25 protein-coding genes are annotated in these 25,043 nt (G+C 72.7%); 13 read left to right on the top strand and 12 right to left on the bottom strand.

The annotated features are described in order from the left end of the window. Nucleotides 1-3: 3 nt before the first annotated feature. Nucleotides 4-657 (top strand): O-methyltransferase, encoded by a 654-nt coding sequence (locus ACQP26_RS04340; protein ID WP_269702226.1) that lies wholly within the window; start codon nucleotides 4-6, stop codon nucleotides 655-657. 66 nt (nucleotides 658-723) lie between these two features. Here the strand turns inward: ACQP26_RS04340 and ACQP26_RS04335 are convergent, their stop codons facing one another. From ACQP26_RS04335 to ACQP26_RS04320, 4 genes are all read right to left on the bottom strand, one after another. Further along, a complete protein-coding gene (locus ACQP26_RS04335) occupies nucleotides 724-2,004 on the bottom strand; it encodes an MFS transporter (RefSeq protein ID WP_433495005.1) in 1,281 nt (426 codons plus the stop codon). A gap of 64 nt (nucleotides 2,005-2,068) precedes the next feature. Beyond that, nucleotides 2,069-2,824 carry an ABC transporter permease gene (locus ACQP26_RS04330; protein ID WP_433495004.1) on the bottom strand — a complete coding sequence of 252 codons (756 nt, stop codon included), beginning with the start codon at nucleotides 2,822-2,824 and terminating at the stop codon, nucleotides 2,069-2,071. Between the two features lie 17 nt (nucleotides 2,825-2,841). Next, nucleotides 2,842-3,801 (bottom strand): ATP-binding cassette domain-containing protein, encoded by a 960-nt coding sequence (locus tag ACQP26_RS04325; protein ID WP_071096823.1) that lies wholly within the window; start codon nucleotides 3,799-3,801, stop codon nucleotides 2,842-2,844. A 117-nt stretch (nucleotides 3,802-3,918) separates the two neighbouring features. After that, the gene (locus ACQP26_RS04320) at nucleotides 3,919-4,518 is read right to left on the bottom strand and encodes a PadR family transcriptional regulator (protein ID WP_269706918.1); all 600 of its coding nucleotides are present in this window, start codon (nucleotides 4,516-4,518) and stop codon (nucleotides 3,919-3,921) included. A 132-nt stretch (nucleotides 4,519-4,650) separates the two neighbouring features. Here ACQP26_RS04320 and ACQP26_RS04315 point away from each other — a divergent pair, with 132 nt between their 5' ends. Next, nucleotides 4,651-6,402: an acetyl/propionyl/methylcrotonyl-CoA carboxylase subunit alpha gene (locus tag ACQP26_RS04315; protein ID WP_433495003.1), complete on the top strand. Its 1,752-nt coding sequence runs from the start codon at nucleotides 4,651-4,653 to the stop codon at nucleotides 6,400-6,402. A gap of 125 nt (nucleotides 6,403-6,527) precedes the next feature. Further along, nucleotides 6,528-7,967: a GuaB1 family IMP dehydrogenase-related protein gene (locus ACQP26_RS04310; RefSeq protein WP_269702232.1), complete on the top strand. Its 1,440-nt coding sequence runs from the start codon at nucleotides 6,528-6,530 to the stop codon at nucleotides 7,965-7,967. A 13-nt stretch (nucleotides 7,968-7,980) separates the two neighbouring features. Here the strand turns inward: ACQP26_RS04310 and ACQP26_RS04305 are convergent, their stop codons facing one another. Beyond that, on the bottom strand, nucleotides 7,981-8,520 hold the full coding sequence (locus tag ACQP26_RS04305; RefSeq protein ID WP_269702233.1) for a TetR/AcrR family transcriptional regulator: 540 nt from the start codon (nucleotides 8,518-8,520) through the stop codon (nucleotides 7,981-7,983). A gap of 88 nt (nucleotides 8,521-8,608) precedes the next feature. On the opposite strand from ACQP26_RS04305, the gene ACQP26_RS04300 reads away from it, so the two are divergent. After that, entirely contained in the window at nucleotides 8,609-9,052 is a 444-nt protein-coding gene (locus ACQP26_RS04300; RefSeq protein ID WP_433495002.1) for a DoxX family protein, read from the top strand. Between the two features lie 34 nt (nucleotides 9,053-9,086). Here the strand turns inward: ACQP26_RS04300 and ACQP26_RS04295 are convergent, their stop codons facing one another. Then, complete coding sequence (locus tag ACQP26_RS04295) at nucleotides 9,087-10,709, bottom strand: MFS transporter (RefSeq protein WP_433495001.1); 1,623 nt, start codon at nucleotides 10,707-10,709, stop codon at nucleotides 9,087-9,089. Nucleotides 10,710-10,762: 53 nt separating this feature from the next. Here ACQP26_RS04295 and ACQP26_RS04290 point away from each other — a divergent pair, with 53 nt between their 5' ends. From ACQP26_RS04290 to ACQP26_RS04275, 4 genes are all read left to right on the top strand, one after another. Then, nucleotides 10,763-11,278: a MarR family winged helix-turn-helix transcriptional regulator gene (locus ACQP26_RS04290; protein ID WP_281579031.1), complete on the top strand. Its 516-nt coding sequence runs from the start codon at nucleotides 10,763-10,765 to the stop codon at nucleotides 11,276-11,278. Between the two features lie 61 nt (nucleotides 11,279-11,339). Beyond that, entirely contained in the window at nucleotides 11,340-11,861 is a 522-nt protein-coding gene (locus ACQP26_RS04285; RefSeq protein ID WP_269702240.1) for a MarR family winged helix-turn-helix transcriptional regulator, read from the top strand. Then, nucleotides 11,855-13,588, top strand: a complete 1,734-nt coding sequence (locus ACQP26_RS04280) for an ABC transporter ATP-binding protein (protein WP_433495000.1) — start codon at nucleotides 11,855-11,857, stop codon at nucleotides 13,586-13,588. Before ACQP26_RS04285 ends, ACQP26_RS04280 begins: the two co-directional genes overlap by 7 nt. A gap of 101 nt (nucleotides 13,589-13,689) precedes the next feature. Then, the gene (locus ACQP26_RS04275; RefSeq protein WP_433496083.1) at nucleotides 13,690-15,645 is read left to right on the top strand and encodes an ABC transporter ATP-binding protein; all 1,956 of its coding nucleotides are present in this window, start codon (nucleotides 13,690-13,692) and stop codon (nucleotides 15,643-15,645) included. A gap of 70 nt (nucleotides 15,646-15,715) precedes the next feature. On the opposite strand, the gene thrS is transcribed toward ACQP26_RS04275, so the two are convergent. Beyond that, nucleotides 15,716-16,930: a threonine--tRNA ligase gene (thrS, locus tag ACQP26_RS04270; protein WP_433494999.1), complete on the bottom strand. Its 1,215-nt coding sequence runs from the start codon at nucleotides 16,928-16,930 to the stop codon at nucleotides 15,716-15,718. Between the two features lie 496 nt (nucleotides 16,931-17,426). Here thrS and ACQP26_RS04265 point away from each other — a divergent pair, with 496 nt between their 5' ends. The 4 genes from ACQP26_RS04265 to ACQP26_RS04250 all read left to right on the top strand — a co-directional run bounded on the left by ACQP26_RS04265 (nucleotide 17,427) and on the right by ACQP26_RS04250 (nucleotide 19,543). Beyond that, on the top strand, nucleotides 17,427-18,050 hold the full coding sequence (locus tag ACQP26_RS04265; RefSeq protein ID WP_269702246.1) for a DedA family protein: 624 nt from the start codon (nucleotides 17,427-17,429) through the stop codon (nucleotides 18,048-18,050). A gap of 46 nt (nucleotides 18,051-18,096) precedes the next feature. Next, nucleotides 18,097-18,465 carry a type II toxin-antitoxin system RelE/ParE family toxin gene (locus ACQP26_RS04260; protein WP_120571659.1) on the top strand — a complete coding sequence of 123 codons (369 nt, stop codon included), beginning with the start codon at nucleotides 18,097-18,099 and terminating at the stop codon, nucleotides 18,463-18,465. Continuing rightward, entirely contained in the window at nucleotides 18,462-18,794 is a 333-nt protein-coding gene (locus ACQP26_RS04255; RefSeq protein WP_269702248.1) for a helix-turn-helix domain-containing protein, read from the top strand. The genes ACQP26_RS04260 and ACQP26_RS04255 overlap by 4 nt, the downstream gene beginning before the upstream one ends. A 95-nt stretch (nucleotides 18,795-18,889) precedes the next feature. Beyond that, nucleotides 18,890-19,543 (top strand): DUF998 domain-containing protein, encoded by a 654-nt coding sequence (locus ACQP26_RS04250; RefSeq protein ID WP_433494998.1) that lies wholly within the window; start codon nucleotides 18,890-18,892, stop codon nucleotides 19,541-19,543. Nucleotides 19,544-19,567: 24 nt separating this feature from the next. Here the strand turns inward: ACQP26_RS04250 and ACQP26_RS04245 are convergent, their stop codons facing one another. Next, nucleotides 19,568-20,971 (bottom strand): NAD(P)H-quinone dehydrogenase, encoded by a 1,404-nt coding sequence (locus tag ACQP26_RS04245; protein WP_269702251.1) that lies wholly within the window; start codon nucleotides 20,969-20,971, stop codon nucleotides 19,568-19,570. 219 nt (nucleotides 20,972-21,190) lie between these two features. On the opposite strand from ACQP26_RS04245, the gene ACQP26_RS04240 reads away from it, so the two are divergent. Next, nucleotides 21,191-21,601, top strand: a complete 411-nt coding sequence (locus ACQP26_RS04240; RefSeq protein WP_254188068.1) for a gamma-glutamylcyclotransferase — start codon at nucleotides 21,191-21,193, stop codon at nucleotides 21,599-21,601. Between the two features lie 75 nt (nucleotides 21,602-21,676). Here the strand turns inward: ACQP26_RS04240 and ACQP26_RS04235 are convergent, their stop codons facing one another. Genes ACQP26_RS04235 through ACQP26_RS04220 form a run of 4 tightly spaced genes read right to left on the bottom strand, consistent with a single transcriptional unit; the run spans nucleotide 21,677 to nucleotide 25,024 of the window. Continuing rightward, nucleotides 21,677-22,639, bottom strand: a complete 963-nt coding sequence (locus ACQP26_RS04235; protein ID WP_433494997.1) for a GNAT family N-acetyltransferase — start codon at nucleotides 22,637-22,639, stop codon at nucleotides 21,677-21,679. A gap of 42 nt (nucleotides 22,640-22,681) precedes the next feature. Then, the gene (locus ACQP26_RS04230) at nucleotides 22,682-23,422 is read right to left on the bottom strand and encodes an SCO6745 family protein (RefSeq protein ID WP_194798620.1); all 741 of its coding nucleotides are present in this window, start codon (nucleotides 23,420-23,422) and stop codon (nucleotides 22,682-22,684) included. Between the two features lie 43 nt (nucleotides 23,423-23,465). Further along, the gene (locus ACQP26_RS04225) at nucleotides 23,466-24,392 is read right to left on the bottom strand and encodes a hypothetical protein (protein ID WP_433494996.1); all 927 of its coding nucleotides are present in this window, start codon (nucleotides 24,390-24,392) and stop codon (nucleotides 23,466-23,468) included. Between the two features lie 2 nt (nucleotides 24,393-24,394). Then, nucleotides 24,395-25,024, bottom strand: a complete 630-nt coding sequence (locus ACQP26_RS04220; RefSeq protein WP_433494995.1) for an MBL fold metallo-hydrolase — start codon at nucleotides 25,022-25,024, stop codon at nucleotides 24,395-24,397. Between the last annotated feature and the right edge of the window lie 19 nt (nucleotides 25,025-25,043).

Here is a 25,043-nt window from a genome sequence, read left to right as displayed (position 1 = left end):
GACATGACCACGAAGCCGTTGCCGCTCACTCCGGAACTGCACGCCTACCTGGTGGCCCACGGGTCCACCCCGGACGAGGTCGTCCGGGACCTGGCCGAGGAGACCCTTGCGGCCCTGCCCGCCGAGGCGGTCATGCAGGTCGCGCCGGAGCAGGCAGCGTTCCTGACGTTCCTGACCCGGCTGCTCGGCGTACGGCAGGCCGTGGAGGTGGGCACGTTCACCGGCCTCTCCTCGCTGGCGATCGCCCGAGGACTGGCCGAGGGCGGCCGGCTGACCTGCTTCGACATCTCGGAGGAGTACACGGGCGTGGCCCGGCGCTACTGGGAGCGCGCCGGCGTGCAGGACCGGATCGAGCTACGTATCGGCCCGGCCGCGGAGACTCTGCGCGAGCTGCCCCGCGAGCGTTATCTGGACTTCGCGTTCATCGACGCGGACAAGGTCGGGTACCCGCTCTACTGGGACGAGCTGGTGCCCCGCATGCGTCCCGGCGCGGTGATCGCCGTCGACAACACGCTGCGCGACGGCCGGGTGCTCGCCCCGCGCAACGCCGACGACCGGGCGATCGCCGCGTTCAACGACGCGGTGATCGCTGATGTCCGGGTCGAGGCGGTCATGCTGCCGATCGCCGACGGCGTCACGCTCGCCCGCGTGCTCTGAGCCGGCCGAAGACCACCTCGGCGAGGTGGCGGTGTTCCTGAGCGCGGGATGCCGAAGTGGGGTCGATCAAGCCGCGCGGACCGGGGCAGGCAGGGCACGCCCCAGCCGCACGGCGAGCAGCACCGCCACCGCGATGAACGCGGGCAGCAGCAGGAACGCCGGGTGCGGGCCGACGCCGTCGGCCACCCACCCGAGCGCCACCGGCGCGATCCCGAAACCCACACCCATCGAGTACGCGGACCAGCCCGCCGCCTTGTCGGCGGCCGGACCGGCCACGGCCAGGGCAATCGAGATCGCCAGCGGGTAGTGCAGCGCGTTGCCGAGCCCGAGCACGACCAGCCCGGTGACCGCGAGCCACCCGACAGTGCTCCCCCAGAACAGTGCGAACCCGGCCAGGGAGACGGTGAGCGCGCCGAGCAGCAGCGGCACCGGCGCCCAGCGCAACGCCGCGCGGCCACCGGCGAGCCGGCCGGCGAACATGCCACAGACGATCGCGGCGACCGCCGCCGAGGCCCCGCCCGCGCTCAGCCCGGCGTGGGTCCGCAGCACGTCGGCGGTCCAGAGCGACAGGCAGACCTCGATCGACCCGGTGACGGACATCAAGACCCAGGCGATCCAGTACGCGCGCGGCAGCCGCCCCGACGACGGCACCCCGGGGACGGGCACCTCCGAAGCGGGGGCGGGCACGGCGGCCTCGGACGCCACCGAAGCGGGGACGGCGGGTACCCGGGTGGAGGCGGCGACGAGGACCGGTGCGCCGGCAGCCGCGACAGCGGGGGCACGTCGCGGCCCGCGTACCCGGAACGTCAGGGCGGCGAGCGCGACAAGCGTGATCAGCCCGACCTCGACGGCCATCAGCGGTCGCCAGCCGAGACCGGCGTCGACGCTCGCGCCGATCGTCAGCGGCGCGAGGATGCCCATGCCGGCGCAGGCCGCGTTGGCCTCGGTGAGCGCGGCCGGGGCGGCGGGTCCGTGGCGGGCGGTGAGCACCACGCTGACGCCGCTGACGACCATCATGCCGAAGGTGGCGATGAGCGCGACGGCGGCGAGCGTGGCCGGTAGCGGGCGGAGCAGGCCGAGCGCGGTGACGCCGGCGGCGACACCGGCGAGGCCGAGCCAGATGGCCGCGCCGCGACCGAATCGGCGGGCGACCGGGGCGAACAGCGCGCCACCGGCGAGCGCGCCCACCGCGATGCCGGTGCTGTGCAGGCCGGCGACGGCGGCGCTGGTGCCCTGTTCGTCGCGGAGCAGCGGTACGACCGGGCCGAACCCGTAGAGGAAGAAGCCCCACAGACCGAGCTGTGCGTACGTCAGCCAGGTGATCCGGTCACGGGTGAGGCGAGGCACTGGCCTTACGCTACGCGCGCCCGGCCGGTGCCCCGCCCCTGCTGAGAGGTAGCTCTCCCCCTGCTCAGCGCACGCTGCGGGCGAACTGACGGGCGGCCCAGACCACACCGGCGGCGGCGAGCACCGCGATGATGCCGAGGCCCTGCCAGACCCGGTCGTTGCCGAGGTCGCCGTTGAACAGCGCGCGGGTGCCCTCGACCGCCCAGGAGAACGGGTTCCACTTGGCCACGCCCTGCAGCCAGCCGGGGGCGAAGGTGAGCGGCAGCAGGATGCCGGAGAGCAGCAGCACCGGTTGCGCGACGGTGTTCATCAGCGGGGCGAGCGCGTCCTCGCTCTTGACCTTGAGTGCGATGCCGTAGGAGACGGCCGAGGTCATCAGTGCGATGAGGGCGAGCATCAGGTACGCCAGGAGCAGGTTCCCGATGAACACACGCAGGTCGAACGCGAGCGCCAGCAGCGTGATGATGATCGCCTGCACGATCAGCGAGACCACATCGCGCAGCGAGCGGCCGAGCAGCAGGGCGAGCCGGCTGACCGGGGTGACCCGGGAGCGTTCGATGACGCCGGCGCGCAGCTCGGCGATCAGGCCGAAGCCCTGGAACAGGCCGCCGAAGATGGCCAGCAGCACGAGCAGGCCGGGCACGAAGATCTTGTACGCGTCGGCCTGGGTGGGCGCGTTCAGCGCGGGCTTGAGCAGCGGGGCGAACAGGAGCAGGTACATCACCGGCTGGAAGACGCCGACGAAGATCCACACCGGGTTGCGCAGCAGTAGTTGCGTCTGGCGCTGGAAGATCAGCCAGGTGTCGCGGGCGAGTTTCATGACAGCTACTCCGGGGGTCAGGACTCGCGCAGCGAGCGGCCGGTCTTGGTGAGGAAGACGTCGTCGAGGCTGGGGCGGTGCAGCTCGATCGAGCGCAGGTCCAGCCCGGCGTGGTCGAGGCGGCGCAGCACCTGCGGGATCGCGGTGGCGCCCTCGTCGACGTAGAGACGCAGGCCGCCCTCGTCGACGGTCTCCAGCTTGCTCACGTACGCCTCGGTGTCGAGCAGCTCGGCCGCGCGCGGAGTGGTCGCGGCGTCCAGGCCGACGATCACCACCTCGCCGGAGATCTCCCGCTTCAGCTCGGCCGGTGTGCCCTCGGCGACCACCTCGCCGTGGTCCATGATCGCGATGCGGTCGCAGAGCGCGTCCGCCTCGTCCAGGTAGTGCGTGGTGATGAAGACGGTCATCCCCTCGGTACGAAGCCGGCGGATCTCGTCCCACATGTGCGCGCGGCTCTGCGGGTCGAGGCCGGTGGTCGGCTCGTCCAGGAAGACGATCTTCGGCTCGTGGATGATGCCGAGCGCGATCTCGACGCGCCGGCGCTGTCCGCCGGAGTAGGTCTTGCTCTTGCGGTCGGCGTACTCGGTGAGCTGGAAGGCTTCGAGGGCGCGCTCGGCGCGGCGGTGCGCCTCGGCCTTGCTGATGCCGTAGAGGCGGGCCTGGAGCACCAGCTCCTCGCGGGCGCTCGACTCGTCCCAGGTGCTGCCGCCCTGGGCCACGTAACCGATCCGGCGGCGCACCTCGGCCGGGTTCTTGCGCAGGTCGGCCCCGGCCACCGTGGCCTCCCCGCCGTCCGGCTCGATGAGCGTGGCGAGCATCCGCAGCGTGGTGGTCTTGCCGGCGCCGTTGGGCCCGAGGAAGCCGAAGATCTCCCCCGCCGCGACGTCGAGGTTGACGCCGCGGACCGCGTCCACGGTCTTCGTCTCGCGACCCGCGCGGGAGCGGTACGACTTCCGCAACCCCCTGGTCTCGATCATTTCTGCTCCTGGTCGTCCGGGCGGACCTGAGCGGCCGCCGATCGTCCGCGAGGACGCACGAATCCCCCGCGATTCCCGCCGAGGCTAACGCGATATAGCTCTTGTAGTCAACGTTGATTATGTCGTGTCACCGGAGCCGTCGGTCCAGCCCGACCAACCCTCGGCCCGTTCCATCCCATCGGGCAGGTACGACACTCCCGACTCGATCCGCTCCGCGATCCGCTCGCACCAGGCCGTCTCCGCCTCGGCGCGGGCCAGCCACAGCTCGAACATCCACCCGACGTGCACCGGCTTGCGGGTGCGCACCCAGTCCGAGTCGAGCGAGGCGCGCATCGACTCGACACCGGCCCGGAGCAGGTTCGCCCGGTTGCGCAACGCCGCCGCGGCCTCCTCGCGCGGCATCGCCGGCAGGAACGAGAACGCCGCCACGAACGGGTCCGGCGGCTCCTGGACCTGCCACCACTGCGCCCGCAGCAGCGTCTCGAACTCGTCCTCCCCCTTCGGCGTCACCTCGTACGTGGTGCGCGCCGGACGGGCGCCCACCTGCTCCACCGAGACGGTCCGGAGCAGGCCCTCGTCGGTGAGCTTGCGCAACGCGTGGTAGATCGAGCCCGGCTGCACGTTGGCCCACTTGTCCGCGCTCCAGCTGAGCAACTCGCGGCGCACGTCGTAGCCGTGCACCGGCTGCATCCACCGGACCAAGCCCAGAATCATCATCCTCGTTGCCGACACGGGACAAGCGTAATAACCAAGTTTGACTACAGTGCCGCATCCCACACTGAGCGATCGTTAGGCCTCGCAGCTCGGCCGCTAAACTCCCGGCAACGACCTCCCGGGAGGAGCCCCAAGGTGCGCAAGGTTCTCATCGCCAACCGCGGCGAGATCGCCGTCCGCGTCATCCGCGCCTGCCGCGACGCCGGGCTGGCCAGCGTCGCCGTCTACGCGGACTCCGACCGGGACGCCCTGCACGCCACGCTCGCCGACGAGGCGTACGCGCTCGGCGGCGACACCGCCGCCGACAGCTACCTGCGCATCGACAAGCTGATCGACGTGGCGGCCCGCTCCGGCGCGGACGCGGTGCACCCCGGCTACGGCTTCCTCTCCGAGAACGCCGACTTCGCCCAGGCCGTCCTCGACGCCGGCCTGACCTGGATCGGCCCCACCCCGCAGGCGATCCGCGACCTCGGCGACAAGGTGACCGCCCGGCACATCGCGCAGCGGGCCGGCGCGCCGCTGGTGCCCGGCACCCCGGACCCGGTCGCCAACGCCGACGAGGTGATGGCGTTCGCCGTCGACCACGGCCTGCCGGTCGCCATCAAGGCCGCGTTCGGCGGTGGCGGGCGTGGCCTGAAGGTCGCCCGCACGATGGAGGAGATCCCGCACCTGTTCGAGTCGGCCACCCGCGAGGCGGTCGCCGCGTTCGGCCGGGGCGAGTGCTTCGTCGAGCGCTACCTGGACAAGCCGCGCCACGTCGAGGCGCAGGTGCTGGCCGACCAGCACGGCAACGTGATCGTGGTGGGCACCCGGGACTGCTCGCTGCAGCGCCGCCACCAGAAGCTGGTCGAGGAGGCGCCCGCGCCGTTCCTCACCGACGCCCAGCGCGCCCAGATCCACGACAGCGCCAAGGCCATCTGCCGGGAGGCCGGCTACCACGGTGCCGGCACCGTGGAATACCTGGTCGGCGCGGACGGCACGATCTCGTTCCTGGAGGTGAACACCCGGCTCCAGGTCGAGCACCCGGTCACCGAGGAGACCTCCGGCATCGACCTGGTACGCGAGCAGTTCCGCATCGCCGACGGGGAGAAGCTGCGCTTCACCGAGGACCCGACGCCGCGCGGGCACGCCATCGAGTTCCGGATCAACGGCGAGGACCCGGGCCGCAACTTCCTGCCCGCCCCGGGCACCGTCACCGCGCTGCGCCTGCCGTCGGGGCCGGGCGTGCGGGTCGACACCGGCATCTCGGCCGGCGACGTGATCGGTGGCAACTTCGACTCGCTGCTCGCCAAGGTGATCATCGTCGGCGAGACGCGCGCCGAGGCGCTGGAGCGGGCCCGACGGGCGCTCGACGAGATGGTGGTCGAGGGCATGGCCACCGCGCTGCCCTTCCACCGCCTGGTGATCCGCGACGAGGCGTTCACCGCCGAGCCGTTCACCGTGCACACCCGGTGGATCGAGACCGAGTGGGACAACACCGTCCCGGCCTTCACCGCCACCGCCGGCGCCGCCGACGAACCGGCCGAGCGCGAGACCGTCGTGGTCGAGGTGGGCGGCAAGCGGCTGGAGGTCGTCCTCCCCGCCGGGCTCGGCGCGGGTACGGCGGCAGCCGCGCCCGCCGCGAAGAAGCCGGCCCGCCGGGGTGGCGGGGGCAAGGCGGGCGCCGCGGTCAGCGGTGACACGCTCACCTCCCCGATGCAGGGCACGATCGTCAAGATCGCCGTGGCGGACGGCGACGAGGTGGCCGAGGGCGACCTGGTCGTGGTGCTGGAGGCGATGAAGATGGAGCAGCCGCTGCACGCGCACAAGGCGGGCAAGGTCAGCGGGCTCGCCGCGGAGGTGGGCGCGGTGATCACGTCCGGCGCCGCCATCTGCACCATCGCCTGAGGTGTAAGGAAGGGCCCCTTCTTAACGCGTGCGGTAGAGAAGGGGCCCCCTCTTAACAGCGCGGGGCCGGGTGGTCTGAGCCACCACCGAGGGCGGGAGCGCCGCCGGGCGGGAATGATGGCCGGGTGCGGTTCCTTCACGGCGCGGTCCCCGCGCACGACCTGACCTACAACGACGTCTTCATGGCGCCCAACCGTTCCGAGGTGGGCTCCCGGCTCGACGTCGACCTGGCCACCACCGACGGGACCGGCACCACCATCCCGTTGGTGGTGGCGAACATGACAGCCGTCGCCGGGCGGCGGATGGCCGAGACGGTGGCGCGGCGCGGCGCGGTGGCGGTGATCCCGCAGGACATCCCGATCGAGGTCGTCGCCGACGTGGTCGGCTGGGTCAAGCAGCGGCACCTGGTGCACGACACGGCGATCACGCTCGGGCCGACCGACACCGTCGGCGACGCCATCCACCTGTTGCCGAAGCGGTCGCACGGCGCGGTGGTGGTGGTCGACGCGGACGGCCGCCCGATGGGCGTGGTGACCGAGGCGGACACCGTCGGGGTGGACCGCTTCGCCCAGCTCCGGCACGTGATGTCGACCGAGCTGCACACCGTGCCTGCGGACGCGGACCCGCGTACCGGATTCGACCGGCTGTCGGCGGGCCGCCGGCGGCTCGCGCCGGTGGTGGACGGCGACGGCCGCCTGGTCGGGGTGCTGACCCGGCAGGGCGCGCTGCGCGCCACGCTCTACAGCCCGGCCGTGGACGACCGGGGACGGCTGCGGATCGCGGCCGCCGTGGGCATCAACGGCGACGTCACCGGCAAGGCCGCCGCGCTGCTGGAGGCCGGTGTGGACACGCTCGTCGTGGACACCGCGCACGGGCATCAGGAGCGGATGCTCCAGGCGCTGCGGGCGGTCCGCCGGCTGGACCCGCCGGTGCCGGTGGCGGCCGGGAACGTGGTGACGGCAGACGGCGTACGCGACCTGGTCGACGCGGGCGCGGACATCGTGAAGGTGGGCGTCGGACCGGGTGCGATGTGCACCACCCGGATGATGACGGGCGTGGGTCGTCCGCAGTTCTCCGCGGTGCTCGACTGCGCGGCGGCGGCCCGTTCGCTGGGGCGGCACGTCTGGGCCGACGGCGGCGTACGCCACCCGCGCGACGTGGCGCTGGCGCTGGCCGCGGGCGCGTCGAACGTGATGATCGGCTCCTGGTTCGCCGGCACCTACGAGTCGCCCGGCGACCTCTACACCGACGCCGACGGGCGGCGCTACAAGGAGAGCTTCGGCATGGCGTCGTCGCGCGCGGTGAGCGCCCGTACGGCCGAGGACAGCGCGTTCGACAGGGCCCGGAAGGCGATCTTCGAGGAGGGCATCTCCTCGGCCCGGATGTATCTGGACCCGAACCGGCCCGGCGTCGAGGACCTGATCGACGAGATCATCTCGGGCGTGCGCAGCGCGTTCACGTACGCGGGGGCGCGCAGCCTGGAGGAGTTCCACGAGCGGGCGCTCGTCGGCGTGCAGAGCGCCGCCGGCTACACCGAGGGGATGCCGCTGCCGACGAGCTGGTGACGCCCTGCCGGGCTCAGCCGAACAACCGCCTGATCACGGTGCGGGCGGCGGCCTCCGGGTCGTCGCCCACCCGTGGCGGCAGCGCGCCGGAGAGCCAGAGCGTGGCGAAGCCGTGCACGATCGACCAGGCGGCCAGCGCGTCGGCGTCCGGCTCCCGCCCGGTGTGCCGGGCCACGCCGCCGCGCAGCAGCTCCCCGGACCGGGCGCGGGCGGCGATCAGCTCCGGGTCGTCGGCCCGGTAGAGCTCGGGCCGGAACATGACGTCGAAGTGCGCCCGGTGCCGCACCGCGAACCCGACGTAGGCCACGCCGGTGTCGAGCAGGTCGTCCCCGGCCTCCCGCAACGCGTCGGTCAGCAGGTCGAAGCCCTGGACGGCGAGCGCGGTGAGCAGCCCGGCCTTGTCGCCGAAGTGGTGCGCGGGCGCGGCGTGCGAGACCCCGGCCCGGCGCGCCAGTTCACGCAGGCTCAGCGCGGCCGGCCCGGACTCGGCGATCGCCTCGGCCGCGGTGCTCAGCAGGACGCGACGAAGGTCGCCGTGGTGGTACGAGGCCATGCCGTCACCCTAACTTGTCATTGACAAGATGGCATCCGCCGACGCAATCTTGTCATCGACAAGATGGCTGGAACCGGAGGGATCGACCATGGCACCCCTGATCGCACTTCTCGCCGGCACCGCGCTGGCTCGGATCGCCGGCCTGCTCGGCGTGAACGCCCTGGACGGGTGGCACCCCGCCCTGCGGGTCGGGCTGGCGCTGATGTTCGTGCTGACCGGCGTGGCCCACTTCGCGTCCCGGCGGGCCGACCTGATCGCCATGGTCCCGCCGTCGCTGCCCCGGCCCGGCCTGCTGGTCACCGTCACCGGCGTGCTGGAACTCGCCGGCGCGCTCGCCCTGCTGGTCCCGGCCACCGCGCGCTGGGCGGCAGCCGGGCTGGTGCTGCTGATGCTCGCCATGTTCCCGGCGAACGTGTCGGCCGCGCGGCGGCGCCTCACCCTCGCCGGGCGCCCGGTGACGCCGCTCGGTGTCCGTACCGTGCTGCAGGTCGTCTTCGTGGGCGCGGCGCTGGCGGTGGCCCTCGGCGGATGAGCCCGGCGGGCCGGGCGGGGTGGCCCGGCGCGGCTCAGGCCCGGGCCGGCTCCGTCTCGGCGGGCGGGGAGTCCCCGGTCTCCTCGTGACGAACGGTCGGCAGGCGCAGGCAGGCGACCAGGCCGACCAGCAGGAATCCGGCTCCGGCGAAGGCCGCGTACCGGGTGGCGTCGGAGAACGCCGCCTTCGCCTCCTCGGCGATCGGCGCGGTACGCGGGTCCGCCTCCAGCCCGCCGATCGCCGCGCCGGCGCTCTCCTTGACCGCGCTGACCACCTGGTCCCGCTGGGCCGGGTCGAGGCCGGGCTGGTCGGCCAGGCGGTCGCCGAGCAGCCCGCCGAGGCCGGCGAAGAGCACGGTGCCGAGGACCGCGATGCCGAGCGCGGAGCCGACCTGCCGGGCGGTGCTCTGCAGGCCCGAGCCCTGGCCGCTGCGGCGTACCGGCACCTCGGACAGCGAGACGCCGGTGAGCTGGGCGGTGGCCAGGCCGACGCCGACGCCGTAGACGAACAGGAAGCCCACCGGCGCCCACCAGCTGGTGTCCGGCGCGACCACGAATCCGAGCCCGGCCACGCCGACCAGTTCGGCGGCGACACCGAGCTGGACCACCCGGGCCGCGCCCCAGCGCTGGGTCAGCGGCGCGCCGATGCCGCTGGCCAGGAAGCTGCCGACGGCGAGCGGCAGCAGCGCCAGGCCGGTCCGGAAGGCGCTGTAGCCGAGCACGTTCTGGAACCACAGCGGCAGCGCGAACAGCAGGCCGAACTCGCCCAGGCTGACGATCGCGGCGGCCAGGATGCCGTTGCGGAACGAGCCGATGCCGAACAGCGACAGGTCGAGCAGTGCCGGACGGCCGGCCCGGTTGCGGCGTACCTGCTGGGTCAGGAAGAGCCCGAGCGCGGCGAGCCCGAGGAGCGCGGCCACCGGCACCGGTGAGATCGACGCGGTCCAGTCCAGCCCGAAGAGGCTGAACGGCCGTTCCCGCTCCCACCAGCCGTAGGTGCGGCCCTCGATCAGCGCGAAGACCACGCCGGTCATGCCGATCACGGAGAGCAGCGCGCCGGTGAGGTCCAGGCCGCGTTCGGCCCGGTCGTCGCGGGACTCGGCCACCAGCACGAGCGTCGCCACGATCACGGCGAGGCTGACCGGGACGTTGATGCCGAAGGCCCACCGCCAGGAGTACGTGGTGGTGAGCCAGCCGCCGAGCAGCGGCCCGAGCGCTGCTGCGCCACCGATGGTGGAGCCCCAGACGGCGAACGCGATGCCCTTCTCCCGGCCGGTGAAGTTGGCGTTGAGCAGGGAGAGCGAGGTGGGCAGCATCATCGCCCCGCCGACGCCCTGGAGCACCCGGGCGGCGATGAGCGTCTCGCCGGAGCCGGCGAGCGCGGCGAGGACGCTGGCGACCACGAACACGGTGACGCCGACGAGAAACATCCGCCGCCGCCCGGACCGGTCGGCGAAGCGGCCGGCGACCAGCAGCAACGCGGCGAAGACCAGGGTGTACGCCTCCTGCACCCACTGCGCGTCGGTGGAGGTGATGTCGAGATCCCGGATGATCTGCGGCACCGCGACGTTCACGATCGTCGCGTCCACGATGATCATCGCTACGCCGAGGCTGAGGGCCAGCAGCCCGAACCAGCGTCCGCGTCCGTCGCCGCGCATCTCGCCTCCCTTTAGCTAGATTTTCTAGCTACCCGAGATGCTAGCTTTATCCCATGGAGGGGGTGCCGTCAACCGCAGAGCCCACGCCGGGTCCACCACCGAGCAGCGAGGCTTCCCGCGCGCTGCGCGACGTACTGCGGATCGCCGGTGACACCCGGGCCGCGCTGGCCCGCCGCCTGGGCCTCAACGCGACCGACGCCGCGGCCATCGACCATCTGGTCTCCAGCCCCGAGCCGCTGGGCCCGGTGGAGCTGGGCAACCGGCTCGGCATCCGGTCCGCCTCGGCGACCACTCTCGTGGACCGGCTCGTGCAGGCCGGTCACGTCGCCCGGACCCCGCACCCGCACGACCGGCGGCGGCTCAGCCTCCAGGTGACCGAGAGCGCCGTCGGCGAGGTGCTGGAGGCGCTGCGCCCGATGCTCGTCGGCGTCGACCGGGCGGTCGCCCGGCTCACGCCCGAGCAGGCCGAGGCCACCACCGCGTTCCTGCGCGAGGTCACCGAGGTGATGCGGGAGTACGTCGCCACCGCCCCGGACGAGCCGTCCCGGGCGCGCGCCGACCGCGGCTGAGGAGATTCTCAGAATTAGTTTGGGCCCTGATGATTCGGGAGCTAATCTGACGCTCGTGAACATGGGCCCGCTCGTCCGCTTCCCCGATGCCTTGCACCACGCGCCACTCGGCCGGCTGATCTCGATCGCCGGGCACGTCGTCGAGCAGCACTGGGGGCGTTACCTCGCCGAACACCACGGGCTCACGTCCGCCGGCATGCGGGTCCTGATGATCCTCCTCCGAGCCGGCGACGTGAGCCACCGGGAAATGGCGGAGCTGTGCTTCGTCCGGCCCGCCACGCTCACCGGCATCGTGGACACCCTCGAACGCGACGGCTTCGTCAGCCGCCGTCGCGCGCCGGAGGACCGGCGCACGGTCCGGCTCACCCTGACCGACAAGGGCGGCGAGCACGCCCGCGCCATCATCGACATGATCCACAGCGACCGGCCGTTGACGTCGGTCGACGCCGACCCGGCCAACCGGGCGGTGATCCGCGAGTTCCTGATCGAAATCATCACCGGCATGTCCGACGGGGACCTCCGTCGGTTGAACCGGGACAGCGAGTCCGACACCGAGCCGCCAACGGGGAGCCATCCGTGTTGATCCGCCTGCTCCGCTCACATCTGCGCCCGTACCGACGATGGCTGGCCGCCGTGGTGGCCTTCCAGTTCGTCGGCACCATCGCCTCGCTCTACCTGCCGAGCCTGAACGCCGACATCATCGACCGGGGCGTCGCCGTCGGCGACACCGACCAGATCCTGCGTACGGGCGGGTGGATGCTGGTGGTCAGCCTGCTCCAGATCGCCTGTTCGATCGCCGCCGTCTACTTCGGCGCGAAGACCGCGATGGCGTTCGGCCGCGACGTCCGCGGCTCGATCTTCCGGCGGGTCAACAGCTTCTCCGCCCGCGAGGTCGCCCGGTTCGGGGCGCCGTCCCTGATCACCCGTAACACCAACGACGTCCAGCAGGTGCAGATGCTGGTGCTGCTGAGCTGCACCATGCTGGTGGCCGCACCGATCATGAGCGTCGGCGGCGTGGTGATGGCGCTGCGCGAGGACGTCGGGCTGTCCTGGCTGATGCTGGTCTGCGTACCGGTGCTCGCCGTCGCGCTGGGCCTGATCATCCGCCGGATGGTGCCGGGCTTCCGGCTCATGCAGACCCGTATCGACACCGTCAACCGGGTGCTGCGCGAGCAGATCACCGGCATCCGCGTGGTCCGGGCGTTCGTCCGTGAGCCGTACGAGACCGACCGGTTCCGGGTCGCGAACACCGACCTGACCACCACCGCGCTGCGGATCGGACGGCTCCAGGCGCTGATCTTCCCGATCGTGATGCTGGTCCTGAACGTCTCCAGCGTCGCGGTGCTCTGGTTCGGCGCGGCACGGGTCGACTCCGGTCAGATCCAGGTCGGCGCGCTCACCGCGTTCCTCCAGTACCTGATGCAGATCCTGATGGCGGTCATGATGGCCACCTTCATGCTGATGATGGTGCCCCGGGCCGCGGTCTGCGCCGAGCGCATCGAGGAGGTGCTGGACACCGACTCGTCGGTGGTGCCGTCGCCCGACCCGGTCACCGAGGTCACCGGCCGGGGCGAACTGGAACTACGCGGCGCCGGCTTCCAGTACCCGGGCGCGAGCGCACCGGTCCTGCACGACATCTCGTTCCGGGCCGAGCCGGGCCGGACCACGGCGATCATCGGTTCCACCGGCGCCGGCAAGACCACGCTGCTGACGCTCATCCCCCGGCTGGTCGACCCGACCGCCGGCGCGGTCCTGGTCGACGGCGTGGACGTACGGGACCTGGCCCCGGACGAGCTGTGGCGGCGGATCGGGCTGGTGCCCCAGCGGCCCTACCTGTTCACCGGCACGGTCGCGAGCAACCTGCGTTACGGCAACCCGGACGCCACCGACGCCGACCTGTGGGCCGCGCTGGAGATCGCCCAGGCACGCGACTTCGTCGCGGAGATGCCGGGCGGACTGGAGGCGCCGATCGCGCAGGGCGGCACGAACGTCTCCGGCGGCCAGCGGCAACGCCTGGCCATCGCCCGCGCGCTCGTCCGCAAACCGGAGATCTATCTCTTCGACGACTCCTTCTCCGCGCTCGACCTCGGCACGGACGCCCGGCTGCGGGCCGCCCTCAAGCCGGTCACCGCGGACGCGGCGGTGGTGATCGTGGCCCAGCGGGTCTCCACGATCGTCGACGCCGACCAGATCATCGTGCTCGAGGACGGGGGTGTCGTCGGGATGGGACGACATGAGGAACTGCTGGAGAGCTGCCCCACGTACGCCGAGATCGTCGCGTCGCAGCAGACGGCGGAGGTGGCCGCGTGAGCGCGAGGAGCGGGTCGGTACCGCAGCAGAAGAACGAACCGTCGCGACTACCCCCGGCCGGACGCCGGCCCGGCGGTGGCCCGCCGCACATGAGCATGGGCATGCCGGCCGAGAAGGCGATGAACTTCGGGCCGTCGGCACGGCGGCTGCTGGCGCGGCTGCGGCCGTACCGGCTCCAGCTCACCGGCGTGCTCGCGCTGGCCCTGGCCAGCGTCGGGCTCAGCGTCATCGGGCCGAAGGTGCTCGGCCACGCCACCGACATCATCTTCAGCGGGGTGATCGGGCGGCAGCTGCCGCCCGGCACCACCACCGAGGCGGCCGCGGAGGCGGCCCGCGCCGAGGGCAACGGCAACTTCGCCGACATGCTGGCCCGGATGGACGTGATCCCGGGCACCGGCATCGACTTCGACGCGCTGGGCCGGGTGCTGGCGTTCGCCGTCGTGCTCTACGTCGGCGCGAGCATGCTCCAGTGGGCGCAGGGCTGGGTGCTCAACGGCGTGGTGCAGCGCACCGTGCTGACGCTGCGCGCCGACGTGGAGGACAAGCTCAACCGGCTGCCGCTGCCCTACTTCGACAAGCAGCCCCGCGGTGAGCTGCTGAGCCGGGTCACGAACGACATCGACAACGTGTCGCAGACGCTCCAGCAGACGCTGAGCCAGTTGCTCACGTCGCTGCTCACCGTCGTCGGCGTACTCGGAATGATGTTCTGGATCTCGCCGTTGCTGGCGGTCGTCGCGCTCGTCGCGGTGCCGATGTCGGTGGTGGTCACCAGCCTGATCGCCAAGCGGTCGCAGGGCAAGTTCATCGCCCAGTGGAAGCACACCGGCGAGCTGAACGGCCAGATCGAGGAGGCGTACACCGGGCACGAGCTGGTCAAGGTCTTCGGCCGGCAGAAGGAGGTCGAGGCCGCCTTCCACGCCAAGAACGAGGAGCTGTTCCGGGCCGGCTTCGGCGCGCAGTTCGTCTCCGGGCTGATCATGCCGGCGATGTTCTTCATCGGGAACCTCAGCTACGTCGCGATCGCCGTGGTCGGCGGCCTGCGGGTGGCGTCGGGCTCGATGAGCCTCGGTGACGTGCAGGCGTTCATCCAGTACTCGCGGCAGTTCACCCAGCCGCTCACCCAGGTCGCGTCGATGGCCAACCTGTTGCAGTCCGGGGTGGCCTCGGCCGAGCGGGTCTTCGCGGTGCTCGACGCCGACGAGCAGAGCCCGGACCCGGCCGAGCCGGCCCGGGTCGCCGACCCGCACGGGCGCGTCGAGTTCGAGCACGTCTCCTTCCGGTACGACCCGGAGAAGCCGCTCATCGACGACCTGTCGCTGGTCGCCGAGCCGGGTCACACGGTCGCCATCGTCGGTCCCACCGGCGCCGGCAAGACCACGCTGGTCAACCTGGTCATGCGGTTCTACGAGCTGGACGGCGGGCGGATCACGCTGGACGGGGTGGACATCTCCACGATGCGCCGCGACGACCTGCGCGGCCGGATCGGCATGGTGCTCCAGGACACCTGGCTGTTCGGCGGGACCATCCGGGACAACATCGCCTACGGCCGGCCGGACGCCACCGAGGAGGAGATCCTCGCCGCCGCCCGGGCGACGTTCGTGGACCGGTTCGTCCGCAGCCTGCCGGACGGCTACGACACGGTGATCGACGAGGAGGGCAGCAACGTCAGCGCCGGCGAGAAGCAGCTCATCACCATCGCCCGGGCGTTCCTGGCCGAGCCGTCGCTGCTGATCCTGGACGAGGCGACCAGCTCGGTGGACACCCGGACCGAGGTGCTGCTCCAACGCGCCATGGCGGCGTTGCGGTCGGACCGGACGAGCTTCGTGATCGCGCACCGGCTCTCCACCATCCGCGACGCCGACCTGATCCTGATGATGGAGCAGGGCCGGATCGTCGAGCAGGGCACCCACGACCAGCTCGTCGCCGCCGGTGGCGCGTACGCCCGGCTCTACCGGGCGCAGTTCAGCGGCGCGGTCATCGAAGACGAGGTGCCGGCACCCGCCCCGGCCGGCCCGCCGGGAATGCGTGCCGGCGCCGGCACGCCGGTCGGGAACTGACGTGGACCCGGCCACCGGCCCGGCGCCGGTCCCCGTCCGGGCGCCGGGCAGGCACCCGGACGGGCCGGAGTCAGGCCGGGAGCAGCGCCGCCGACCGGCTCGCGACCACCGCGCAGACCAGGCCCAGCGCCTGCGCGGCGGGCATCGGGTCGAGCACCCGGCCGTCGCGCAGGCGCAGCGAGACCGAACCGTCGGCCGCCTCCCGGGGGCCCAGAACCCCGGTGTACGGGACGCGGCGGCGGGACGCGTCCCGGATCCGGGCACCCAGCGAACCGGCGTGGTCCACCTCGACGCGCAGCCCGGCCGCCTCGGCCCGGCGGGCCAGCCCGACGGCCGCCTCGGCCTGCGCCGCGTCGACCGGGAGCAGCAGCAACTGCACCGGGGCGTACCAGACGGGGAACGCGCCCTCGTGCACCTCGATCAGGTACGCGAACAGCCGCTCCATGCTGCCGACGAGGCTTCGGTGCACCATCACCGGCCGTTTCCGGCGGCCGTCCGAGTCGGTGTACGACAGGTCGAACCGCTCCGGCTTGTCGAAGTCGAGCTGGACGGTGGAGATGGTCGACTCCCGGCCGGCCGCGTCCACGATCTGAATGTCGATCTTCGGGCCGTAGAACGCGGCCTCGCCGGGCGCCTCGACGACGTCCACCCCGTCGAGCGCGGCGCGGAGCAGTTCCTCGGCGCGTGCCCAGCCGGCGTCGTCGCCCACGTACCGCTGGTCCTGCCCGCGCAGCGACAAGCGGAACCCGGCGGGACGGACGCCGAGCGCGGCGTGCGCCTCGCCGATCAGCCGCAGGATCTCGCGGACCTCGTCGCCGACCTGCCCCAGCGCGCAGAAGTTGTGCGCGTCGTTGAGCGAGATGGCGCGCACCCGGGACAGCCCGCCCAGCACCCCGGAACGCTCCGCCCGGTACATGCCGCCCAACTCGGCGACCCGCAGCGGCAGCTCCCGGTAGGAGCGGCCGCGGGCGCGGAACACCAGCGCGTGGTGCGGGCAGAGCGCCGGGCGCAGCACGAACTCGTCGTCGGCACTCAGCCGCATCGGCGGGAACATGTCGTCGGCGAAGTAGCCCAGGTGCCCGGACAGCTCGAACAGTTCCCGCTTGCCCAGCGGCGGCGAGTAGACGTGCTGGTAACCGGCCCGGCGCTCCAGCTCCCGGACGTACTCCTCGACGGCGTGCCGGGCGGCGGCGCCGGCCGGCAGCCAGATCGGCAGCCCGGCGCCCGCGAGCGGGTCGGAGACGAACAGCTCCAGGTCCCGGCCGAGCCTACGGTGGTCGATCATGTCGCTCTCCTTGATCGGGTACGACCCGGAGGCGAGCAGGCCCGGTACGCCGCGAGGCCCCGGAGCGGATCGCCCCGGGGCCTCGTCGACGGAAACGTCAGTGCGGCACGCCGGGAACACCCGGCGTCGTGGTCACTACCGCGCTGCGCATGCCACGACGGTAGGCGCGCGGATATCGACGGCGCATCCGAGTTTCGGAGAGAGGGTGCGGGTCGCCGACACGGGACCTGTCGGCGACCCGCCGCGGCCAGGGCATCGGGAACGGGGGACCCGACGGCTCCGGTGCCGCGTCCCGTCAACGGTACGCCGCGATCCGTCGATCCGCCGCCCCGCCCCGGGGCCCCGCCCACCCGTCACCTCCGGCCGGGTCGGCTCGTTGCACACCTGCGGCCCGTCGGTGTCGCCTGTCACCGCCAGGCGGGGCCGGTGGTGGTGACGCCCGACACGGCGTCAGGCTCGATCCGGTCGAACGGAGAACTCCGGCGAGGTGGCGGTCGTGGCCGAACTCATCTCTGACGTCGCGTCGCCCATGTGGGCGTACGCGCTGCTGCTGATCCTGCTGATCGCCGACGCCTTCGTCCCGGTGGTGCCGACCCAGCTCGTCATGATCACCAGCGGGGCGCTGACCGTGTACGGCGGACTCAGCCTGCCGCTCACCATCGCGGTCGGCGCCGCCGGCGTGTTCATCGGGGATCTGGCCTGCTATCTGATCGGCCGCACCACGCCGACCCGCCGCCCGGCCCGCGCGACGACACCCGGACGGGCACGTCGGGCCGTCACCCGGGTCACTCGCGGGCTGCGCGAACCGGGGCCGCTGGTGATCCTGCTCTGCCGCTTCGTGCCCGGCGGCCGGATGGCGGCCTGCTTCTCGGCCGGGCGCAGCCGCTACCCGTACCGCCTCTTCCTGCCCTACGAGGCGGCGGCGGCTCTCGCCTGGTCCAGCTACGGGGCGCTGGTCGGTCATCTGGGCGGTACGGCGCTGACCCACTCGGCGTGGCGGCTGCTGCTGATCGGCGGGGTGGCCGCGGCCGGGTTCGCGCTGGCGGGGTGGGCGATGACCTGGATCAGCAGCACCCGGCAGACCCGCGCCGAGGCCACCGCCGACTCGACCGGCAGCTGACGCGGAGTTGACCCACGCGCTTATAAGTTCTGTTTATATTGACCAGGTGTGGGAGATCAGGCTTCATCCCGAGGTCGAGCGTTGGTTCCTGGACCTGTGCGCGAGTGAACCGAGCACCGCTGACCTCGTCAGCGAGGCACTCGACCTACTGGCGGAGCATGGTCCCGCACTGGGCCGGCCACTGGTGGACCGACTCAAGGGCAGCGCGTATCACCACATGAAGGAGCTGCGACCAGGCTCGAGCGGCGCCTCAGAGGTTCGGATGATCTTCGCGTTCGACCCCTCCCGTGAAGCCATCTTCCTGGTGGCCGGGGACAAGGCGGGGCAGTGGCAGAGTTGGTACCGGCTCGCCATTCCGCTGGCGGACGAGCGGTTCCAGGAGCACCTGATCAACTTGAAGGAAGAACAGCCATGAGTGGTGGGGCGAACTGGCGCGACGTCAAGGCGAAAGCCCGAAGTATCGATCCCTCGTGGGACGACAGCGAGCGTGTGGCCAGGCGGGGACAGTTGCGAGAGCAGATGCTGGCTTCGGTCAGCGGCGCGCAGCTGGCGGAGATCCGCAAGCAGCTGGGCATGACCCAGGCCCAGCTGGCGGAAGCGGCCGGCTTGTCTCAGGCACGGATCAGCCAGATCGAGAACGGCGAGAGTGTCAACCTGGACATCCTGCGCGCCTACGTCACCGGGCTGGGCGGACACCTCGATGTGGTCGCTCGAATCGGGAACATCCGCCTCGACGTGGCCTGACGCGTTCTCGGGGGTCCGGTAGGGGACGACCCGGGTAGCGAAGTGGGTGGTGGTCCCGGATCCGTCTGGGGCGGTTCCGGCGACAGGCTGGCCGTATGCCTGGAACGCGGAGAAGTGGCCTGTTGGCACTCGGCGGGATCGTCCTGGCGGCGGTGCTCGCGACGGTCGGTCATCTTGAGGTGAACGACGATCTGGATCCCTGGTCGCTGACCGTCAGCGACTTCGCCGTCTCCGATCGGGGCGGCGTCATCGACACGGCGATGGCGGTGCTCGCGGCGGCCAGTCTCGTGCTGCTGCCGGCGCTGCGCCGGGCGGGCGCGGGCCGGGTGCCGCTCGTGCTGCTGACCGCCTGGTCGGCCGGGTTGCTGGCCGCCGCCGTGGTGCCCACCAACGAGCCGGGTACGCCGATGGACACCGCCGCGTACGTGCACCGGTACGCCTCGGTGCTGTCGTTCCTGGCGCTGCCGGTGGCCGGCTGGCTGCTCGCCCGGCACCCGGTCGCCGGGGCGGCCGCCTGGCTGCGCGGCCTGACCGCAGCCAGCGTGGTGCTCGCGGCCACGATGATCTGGTCCGCCTACCCGGGTGACCGAGCCCTGCTCGGCCTGATCGAACGCGCGCTGATCCTGACCGAGACGGCCCTCCTGGCCACCCTGGCCCTGCACCTCACCCTGACCAAAGTCGTCGATCATGCAGTTGTGACCCCGCACAGACCGGGCATACCGGTCGGATCGGGGACCGCAACTCCATGATCGACGAGCAGAAGGTGGCGCGCGCTACTCCAGCTCGTGGAGCATGAGCTGGCGGGCGGCCTCGGTGATGGAGCCGGACAGGCTCGGGTAGATGGTGATGGTGTGGGCCAGCTCGTTGACGGTGAGGTTGTTCTCCACCGCCATCGTGATCGGCAGGATCAGCTCGCTGGCCTTCGGCGCCACCACCACGCCACCGATCACCTGGCCGCTCGCCGGCCGGCAGAACAGCTTGACGAAGCCGTCGGCCAGGTCGTCCATCTTCGCCCGGGCGTTGCCGGACAGCGGCAGCATCACCTGGCGGGCCGGGGTCTTGCCGGCGTCCACCTCGTCCTGGGAGACGCCGACGGTGGCCAGCTCCGGGTCGGTGAAGACGTTCGCCGCGACCGTACGCAGCCGTAGCGGCCGGACCGCCTCGCCCAGCGCGTGCCACATCGCGATGCGGCCCTGCATGGCCGCGACGCTCGCCAGCGGCAGCACGCCGGTGCAGTCACCCGCCGCGTAGATGCCCGGCACGTTGGTACGGGAGACCCGGTCGACAGTCACGTAACCGCCCCGGGCCAGCTCCACGCCGTACTCGGCCAGGCCCAGGTCGGCGGTGTTCGGGATCGAGCCGACAGCGATCAGCGCGTGCGAGCCGGTGACCTGGCGCCCGTCGGAGAGCACCACCTCGACCCCGTCGCCGACGCGGCGGACCGCCTCGGCGCGGGAGTTGTTCAGGATGCTCATGCCCCGGTTGCGGAACACCCGCTCGATCGCCGACGCGGCGTCGGCGTCCTCGTGCGGCATGACCCGGTCGCGGCTGGACACCAGCGTGACCTTGACGCCCATGGCGAGGTACGCGCTGGCGAACTCGGCGCCGGTCACGCCGGAGCCGACCACGATCAGGTGCTCGGGCAGCTCGGGCAGGTCGTACACCTGGCGCCAGGTCAGGATGCGCTCGCCGTCCGGTACGGCGGTGGGCAACTGGCGGGGGGTCGCGCCGGTGGCGACGAGCACCGTCGAGGCGGCGATGGAGTATTCGGCGCCGCCGCCGGCCGGGGTGACGATCACCCGGTGGGTGTGGCCGAGCGTGTCCTCGCCCAGCCGGGCGGTGCCGGCGACGAACTCGACACCGGCCTTTACGAGCTTGGTGTGGATGTCGGCGGACTGGGCCAGCGCGAGCCGCTTGACCCGCTCGTGCACCGCGCGGGCGTCGACGGTGACCGCCTCCAGGCCGTCGGAGTGCACGCCGAACTCCTCGGTGTCCCGGTAACCGGTGACCACCTCGGAGCTGGCGATGAACGTCTTGGAGGGCACGCAGTCGGAGAGCACGCAGGCGCCACCGGCCCCCTCCGCCTCGACGACGGTGACCTCGGCGTCCAACTGCGCGGCGACCAGAGCCGCCTCGTACCCGGCCGGTCCGCCGCCGATGATCACGATCTGGCTCACCGAGCCATCCCTTCGTTCGCGACTGCGGGGCTCCGCTCCGCTGCACTCCTCGCGCTCACGGAGCCATCCCTTCGTCGAAGCTCACAGTGCTCACAGTGACTTTCTTCTCCCCGTCCCGTCCGACACGCACTGTCGTATTCTCCCCCACCCGCCCGCCGGGCTATCGTCGTCGCCGTGGGTCTCTACGCTGCTTACGGCTCGAACCTGGATCCCGCCCGCATGCGCGCCTACTGCCCGCATTCGCCGATGGTGGGCACCGGCTGGCTCGAGGGCTGGCGGCTCACCTTCGCCGGCGAGGACGTCATCGGCTGGGAGGGCTCGGTCAGCACCGTGGTCGAGTCGCCGGGTGACCGGGTGTTCGTGGCGCTCTACGACATCCACCCGTACGACGCGGCGCAGCTCGACGAGATCGAGGGCGTGACCGCCGGGACGTACCGCAAGCTGACCGTCCGCGTCTCGACGCTCGACGGTGACGTGACCGCGTGGGTCTACGTGTTCGACGGGTACGAGGGCGGGCTGCCCACCGCGTGGTACCTCTCGGAGCTCGCGAACGCCGCGGAGAAGGCGGGCGCGCCGGACGACTACGTCACCGAGCTGCGGTCCCGCCCCACCGGCACCGCGTCCGCGTAGCGCGTCTCCCACACCGAACAGTGTGCTCCGGACAGCGTTCCGGCCGCTCGGCGACCCCGGTAGGCGGGTGCCGGGTCACACCCGCGAGGCGGGCACGCTCCGCTCGTACATGTCGGTCCAGCGCTCCTCCACCAGCCCGACGGAGCGGTAGAGCGTGACCGGCGCGGTCGGGTTGGCCAGGTCGACGCCGAGCCCGGCGCCGGTCCGGCCCTTCGCCGCGTAGATCGCGAAGGCCCGGCGCAGCAGCGCCGCACCCACCCCGCGGCGCCGGTACGCGGGCAGCACCGACAGCGTCCGCACCCACCCCAGGTCCTGGTCGAGCGCCTGGTCGGAGGACTGGAGCGCACCGGCCGGCTCGCCGTCGACCTCGGCCAGCAGCCACTCGTCCCAGACCTTGCCGTACGACGGCAGCAGGTCCCGCCACCGCTCGAAGTCGAGCGGGTCGTGATCGGGGGTGTCCCGGAACGCGGTGTCGTAGATCCGGTGGAACAGCCGCAGGTCGTTCTCGTCGTCGGCGCGCAGCGGCCGCACCGTCACGCCGGGCGGGGGCGTCGGCTCGGCGGGCAGGTCGGCGAACGTGCGGCTCATCCGGATGTAGCGCTTGATCCGGGTGAACCCGGCCTCGGCCAGCTCACCGGCCCAGCGGGTCTCCGGCGCGTACACCCCGGTGCGCGCGGTCAGCGCGGGCAGGCCGCGCTCGGCGGCCCGCTCGGCGACCCGTTCCAGCAGCCGCGCCAGCAGCGGCGCGCGCAGGTCGGCGCCGCGGTCGGGGTCGACGAGGACATCCACCCACTCCCGGCCCACGCCGCTCGGGTTGGCCAGGATCGACCACGCCACCGCCGTCCCGTCCGGGTCGGTGACCAGCCAGGAGTCCCGGGCCGGGTCGACGAACGGCGCGGTCAGCGCGGACCGCACGTCCTCGTCGTCGAAGTCGGGGTAGCCCACGGCGAACGTGTCGGAGGCGTGCACCACCGCCAGGATCGCGGGTATGTCGTCGAGGGTCGGGCGGCGGGCCGACCAGCCGGCGGGGAGCGTCACGGGCCAGATCGTGGCAGCCGGACCGGCCGGATCGCCTCCCATTTATCCGCCGCGGGCGCGCTGCCGCGCGGCGCCGAGCAGACCCAGCAGCTCGGCGCCCTCGGCCGCGCTCAACGCGCGGAACGCCGCCGACGCCAGCCGGTCGGTCACCGCCTCGGCCCACAGCCGGCGCCGCACCAGCGGCCCGACCGGCGGGTACGGGGGCACCCAGCCGCACGCCGCGGCGCCCGCCTCGCCCTCCGGACCGGCCAGCACCGCCTCCAGCGGCGTCAGCCCGGCGGCGCGCACCGCCAGCAGGTACGCCCCGGCGAAGTGCTCGCGCAGCAGCAGCATGCCGACAGCCGCCCGCGCACCGGGCGAGGGATCGGGTACCGGCATGGCCCGCCAGGCGGCGAACAGCGGCATGCCGCTGCCGTCCGCCGCGTCGACAGCGCGGCCCAGCAGCGCGGCGAGCCGGGACGACTCGGCGCCGTCGCCCAGCCGGGCGGTGCCCCACCGGCAGCACTCGGCCAGGTTGGCGGCGGCCACCTCCAGCGGCGGGACGGTCCGAGCGGCGGCGTCCCAGCCGTCCGTGACCGCCTCGGGTGCGATGAAGCCGAGCGCGGCGGCGACCGTCTCGGCGCGGACGTCACCGAGCGCACCGGCCCGCCCGGTGATGTAGAAGGCCCAGCCGGAGATGCCCAGCAGCCGCGCCCGGCGCAGCGTCGACGGGCAGCGGGCGAACGCCTCCCCGAGTTCCAGCACCAGCGGTTTGCAGGCGGCGGCGAGTTGTTCCGGGGTCATCGGCCGCCCGTCGCCGTGACTCCACCGTAGCCATTCATCACGCTCAGTCTGCCGGGTGGTCACCGGTGTCGGCATCCCCCTCTTCGGCGTCGAGCGCCTCCAACACGGCCTCGACCTCACCGGCCCGGCGCCGGGCGGCGGTGACCGCCCGTTCCGCGCCCCGGCGGGCCAGCCGGGCCCGGCTCAGTTCCTGCTCGGCCACGGCCCGGCGGCGCTCCAGCTCGGCCAGTTCGGTCTCGATCCGGTCCAGCGTCGCGGCGCCGTCCCGCTCGGCCGCGTCGGCCGTCGCCAGCTCCTTCTCCGCCCGGTCCAGGTCCGCGCGGGCCCGGGTCAGCTCCCGGGTCGCGGTCCGCCGCCGCCCGGCCCGTTCGGCCCGCGCCGCCCGCTCGTCGCGGGCCCGGCGCGCGTCGGCCCGCTCGGCCGCCCGATCCGGTACGACGGGCGGCTCCTCGCCCCCTGTCACGAGCCGCAGCTGGGGGCGGGGCACCTCGCCGAACCCGGCGTAGTGGCTGGCCCGCAGCAGGCGTCCGGCGCGCACCTGTTCGGCCACCTCGGTGTCGGACAGCGCGGCGTTGAGTGTCGCCTCCACCTCGCCCAGCGGAAGCTTCCCGGCCGGGGGCGCGGCGGGTTCGGCGGCGGCGAGCCGGCGTACCTCAGCCACCAGCGCGCCCACGACGGCGCGCCGCTGCGCGGAGAGTTCCCGCAGCCTGCCGCCGCGCAGGTCGCGTTGCGCGGCACGCAGCGACTCGGCGAGCTGAGTGAGGTCGGCGACCAGCTCGGGTCGGCGGATCGCCAGCAGGTTGACCAGCCAGGCCGCCACCGTGGGCCGGCGCAGCCTGCCGATCTCCCGGGCGGTACGCGGGTCGCCGGACTGCCGCGCCTGCGCGATGGCGGCGTCCCGGGCCGCGACGAACCGGTCCGGCGGCGTGGCGTAGAGCTGCCGGATCACCTCCGCGGGCACCTCGGCCATGCTCAGGCGTCGATCCGGGTGCCCGGCTCCAGACGGCGGTAGTCGGTGTTGGACATCGCCGTGTACTGCCGGTCCAGCACGCCGAAGCCGTTGTCGTTGAGCAGCCCGTCGTGCAGCGCGTACGCCCGGCGCGGCGCGACCGCCCGGATGAAGTCGAGCACCTCGGAGAACTTCGACCAGGGCGCGTGAATCGGGGCGAACAGCGTGTCCACCTGCACGTCGTCGGGCACGAACAACGCGTCGCCCGGGTGGTAGACCACGTCGGCGAACAGGTAGCCGATGTTCTGGATCACCGGGATGTCCGGGTGGATGACCGCATGCTGCCCGCCGTACGCCCGCACCGGCACCCCGGCGACGGTGAACGACTGTCCGGGCTCGACCGTCACCAGCGCCTCGGCGGCGTCGCCGAGCACGCCGGCCAGCGAGGCGGGGCCGTGCACGGGCACCGGCCGCCGTTCCAGCGCCCGGGTCAGCGTGGCGACGTCCACATGGTCCGGATGTTCGTGGGTGATCAGCACCGCGTCCGCCCCGTCCAGCGCCGCCGGATCGCTGAAGACACCGGGGTCGACGACGAGCACCGCACCGTCGTGCTCCAGCCGGAGGCAGGAGTGCGTGTACTTGGTCACCTGCATCGTGACTCCTCGAATACCG

Origin of the sequence: Micromonospora sp. CA-248089, from assembly GCF_050948515.1 — a bacterium.
Classification (GTDB): domain Bacteria; phylum Actinomycetota; class Actinomycetes; order Mycobacteriales; family Micromonosporaceae; genus Micromonospora.
Note: the sequence above shows the minus strand (reverse complement) of the source record. Positions and strands in the feature narration are given on the sequence as shown.

Bases quoted from the DNA above. Each gene is read 5' to 3' on its own strand.
- ACQP26_RS04340 (WP_269702226.1), top strand. From the start codon at position 4: ATGACCACGAAGCCGTTGCCGCTCACTCCGGAACTGCACGCCTACCTG.
- ACQP26_RS04330 (WP_433495004.1), bottom strand. From the start codon at position 2,824: ATGAAACTCGCCCGCGACACCTGGCTGATCTTCCAGCGCCAGACGCAA.
- ACQP26_RS04325 (WP_071096823.1), bottom strand. From the start codon at position 3,801: ATGATCGAGACCAGGGGGTTGCGGAAGTCGTACCGCTCCCGCGCGGGT.
- ACQP26_RS04320 (WP_269706918.1), bottom strand. From the start codon at position 4,518: ATGATGATTCTGGGCTTGGTCCGGTGGATGCAGCCGGTGCACGGCTAC.
- ACQP26_RS04305 (WP_269702233.1), bottom strand. From the start codon at position 8,520: ATGGCCTCGTACCACCACGGCGACCTTCGTCGCGTCCTGCTGAGCACC.
- ACQP26_RS04300 (WP_433495002.1), top strand. From the start codon at position 8,609: ATGGCACCCCTGATCGCACTTCTCGCCGGCACCGCGCTGGCTCGGATC.
- ACQP26_RS04295 (WP_433495001.1), bottom strand. From the start codon at position 10,709: ATGCGCGGCGACGGACGCGGACGCTGGTTCGGGCTGCTGGCCCTCAGC.
- ACQP26_RS04290 (WP_281579031.1), top strand. From the start codon at position 10,763: ATGGAGGGGGTGCCGTCAACCGCAGAGCCCACGCCGGGTCCACCACCG.
- ACQP26_RS04285 (WP_269702240.1), top strand. From the start codon at position 11,340: ATGGGCCCGCTCGTCCGCTTCCCCGATGCCTTGCACCACGCGCCACTC.
- ACQP26_RS04275 (WP_433496083.1), top strand. From the start codon at position 13,690: ATGCCGGCCGAGAAGGCGATGAACTTCGGGCCGTCGGCACGGCGGCTG.
- thrS (WP_433494999.1), bottom strand. From the start codon at position 16,930: ATGATCGACCACCGTAGGCTCGGCCGGGACCTGGAGCTGTTCGTCTCC.
- ACQP26_RS04255 (WP_269702248.1), top strand. From the start codon at position 18,462: ATGAGTGGTGGGGCGAACTGGCGCGACGTCAAGGCGAAAGCCCGAAGT.
- ACQP26_RS04250 (WP_433494998.1), top strand. From the start codon at position 18,890: ATGCCTGGAACGCGGAGAAGTGGCCTGTTGGCACTCGGCGGGATCGTC.
- ACQP26_RS04240 (WP_254188068.1), top strand. From the start codon at position 21,191: ATGCGCGCCTACTGCCCGCATTCGCCGATGGTGGGCACCGGCTGGCTC.
- ACQP26_RS04230 (WP_194798620.1), bottom strand. From the start codon at position 23,422: ATGACCCCGGAACAACTCGCCGCCGCCTGCAAACCGCTGGTGCTGGAA.
- ACQP26_RS04225 (WP_433494996.1), bottom strand. From the start codon at position 24,392: ATGGCCGAGGTGCCCGCGGAGGTGATCCGGCAGCTCTACGCCACGCCG.
- ACQP26_RS04220 (WP_433494995.1), bottom strand. From the start codon at position 25,024: ATGCAGGTGACCAAGTACACGCACTCCTGCCTCCGGCTGGAGCACGAC.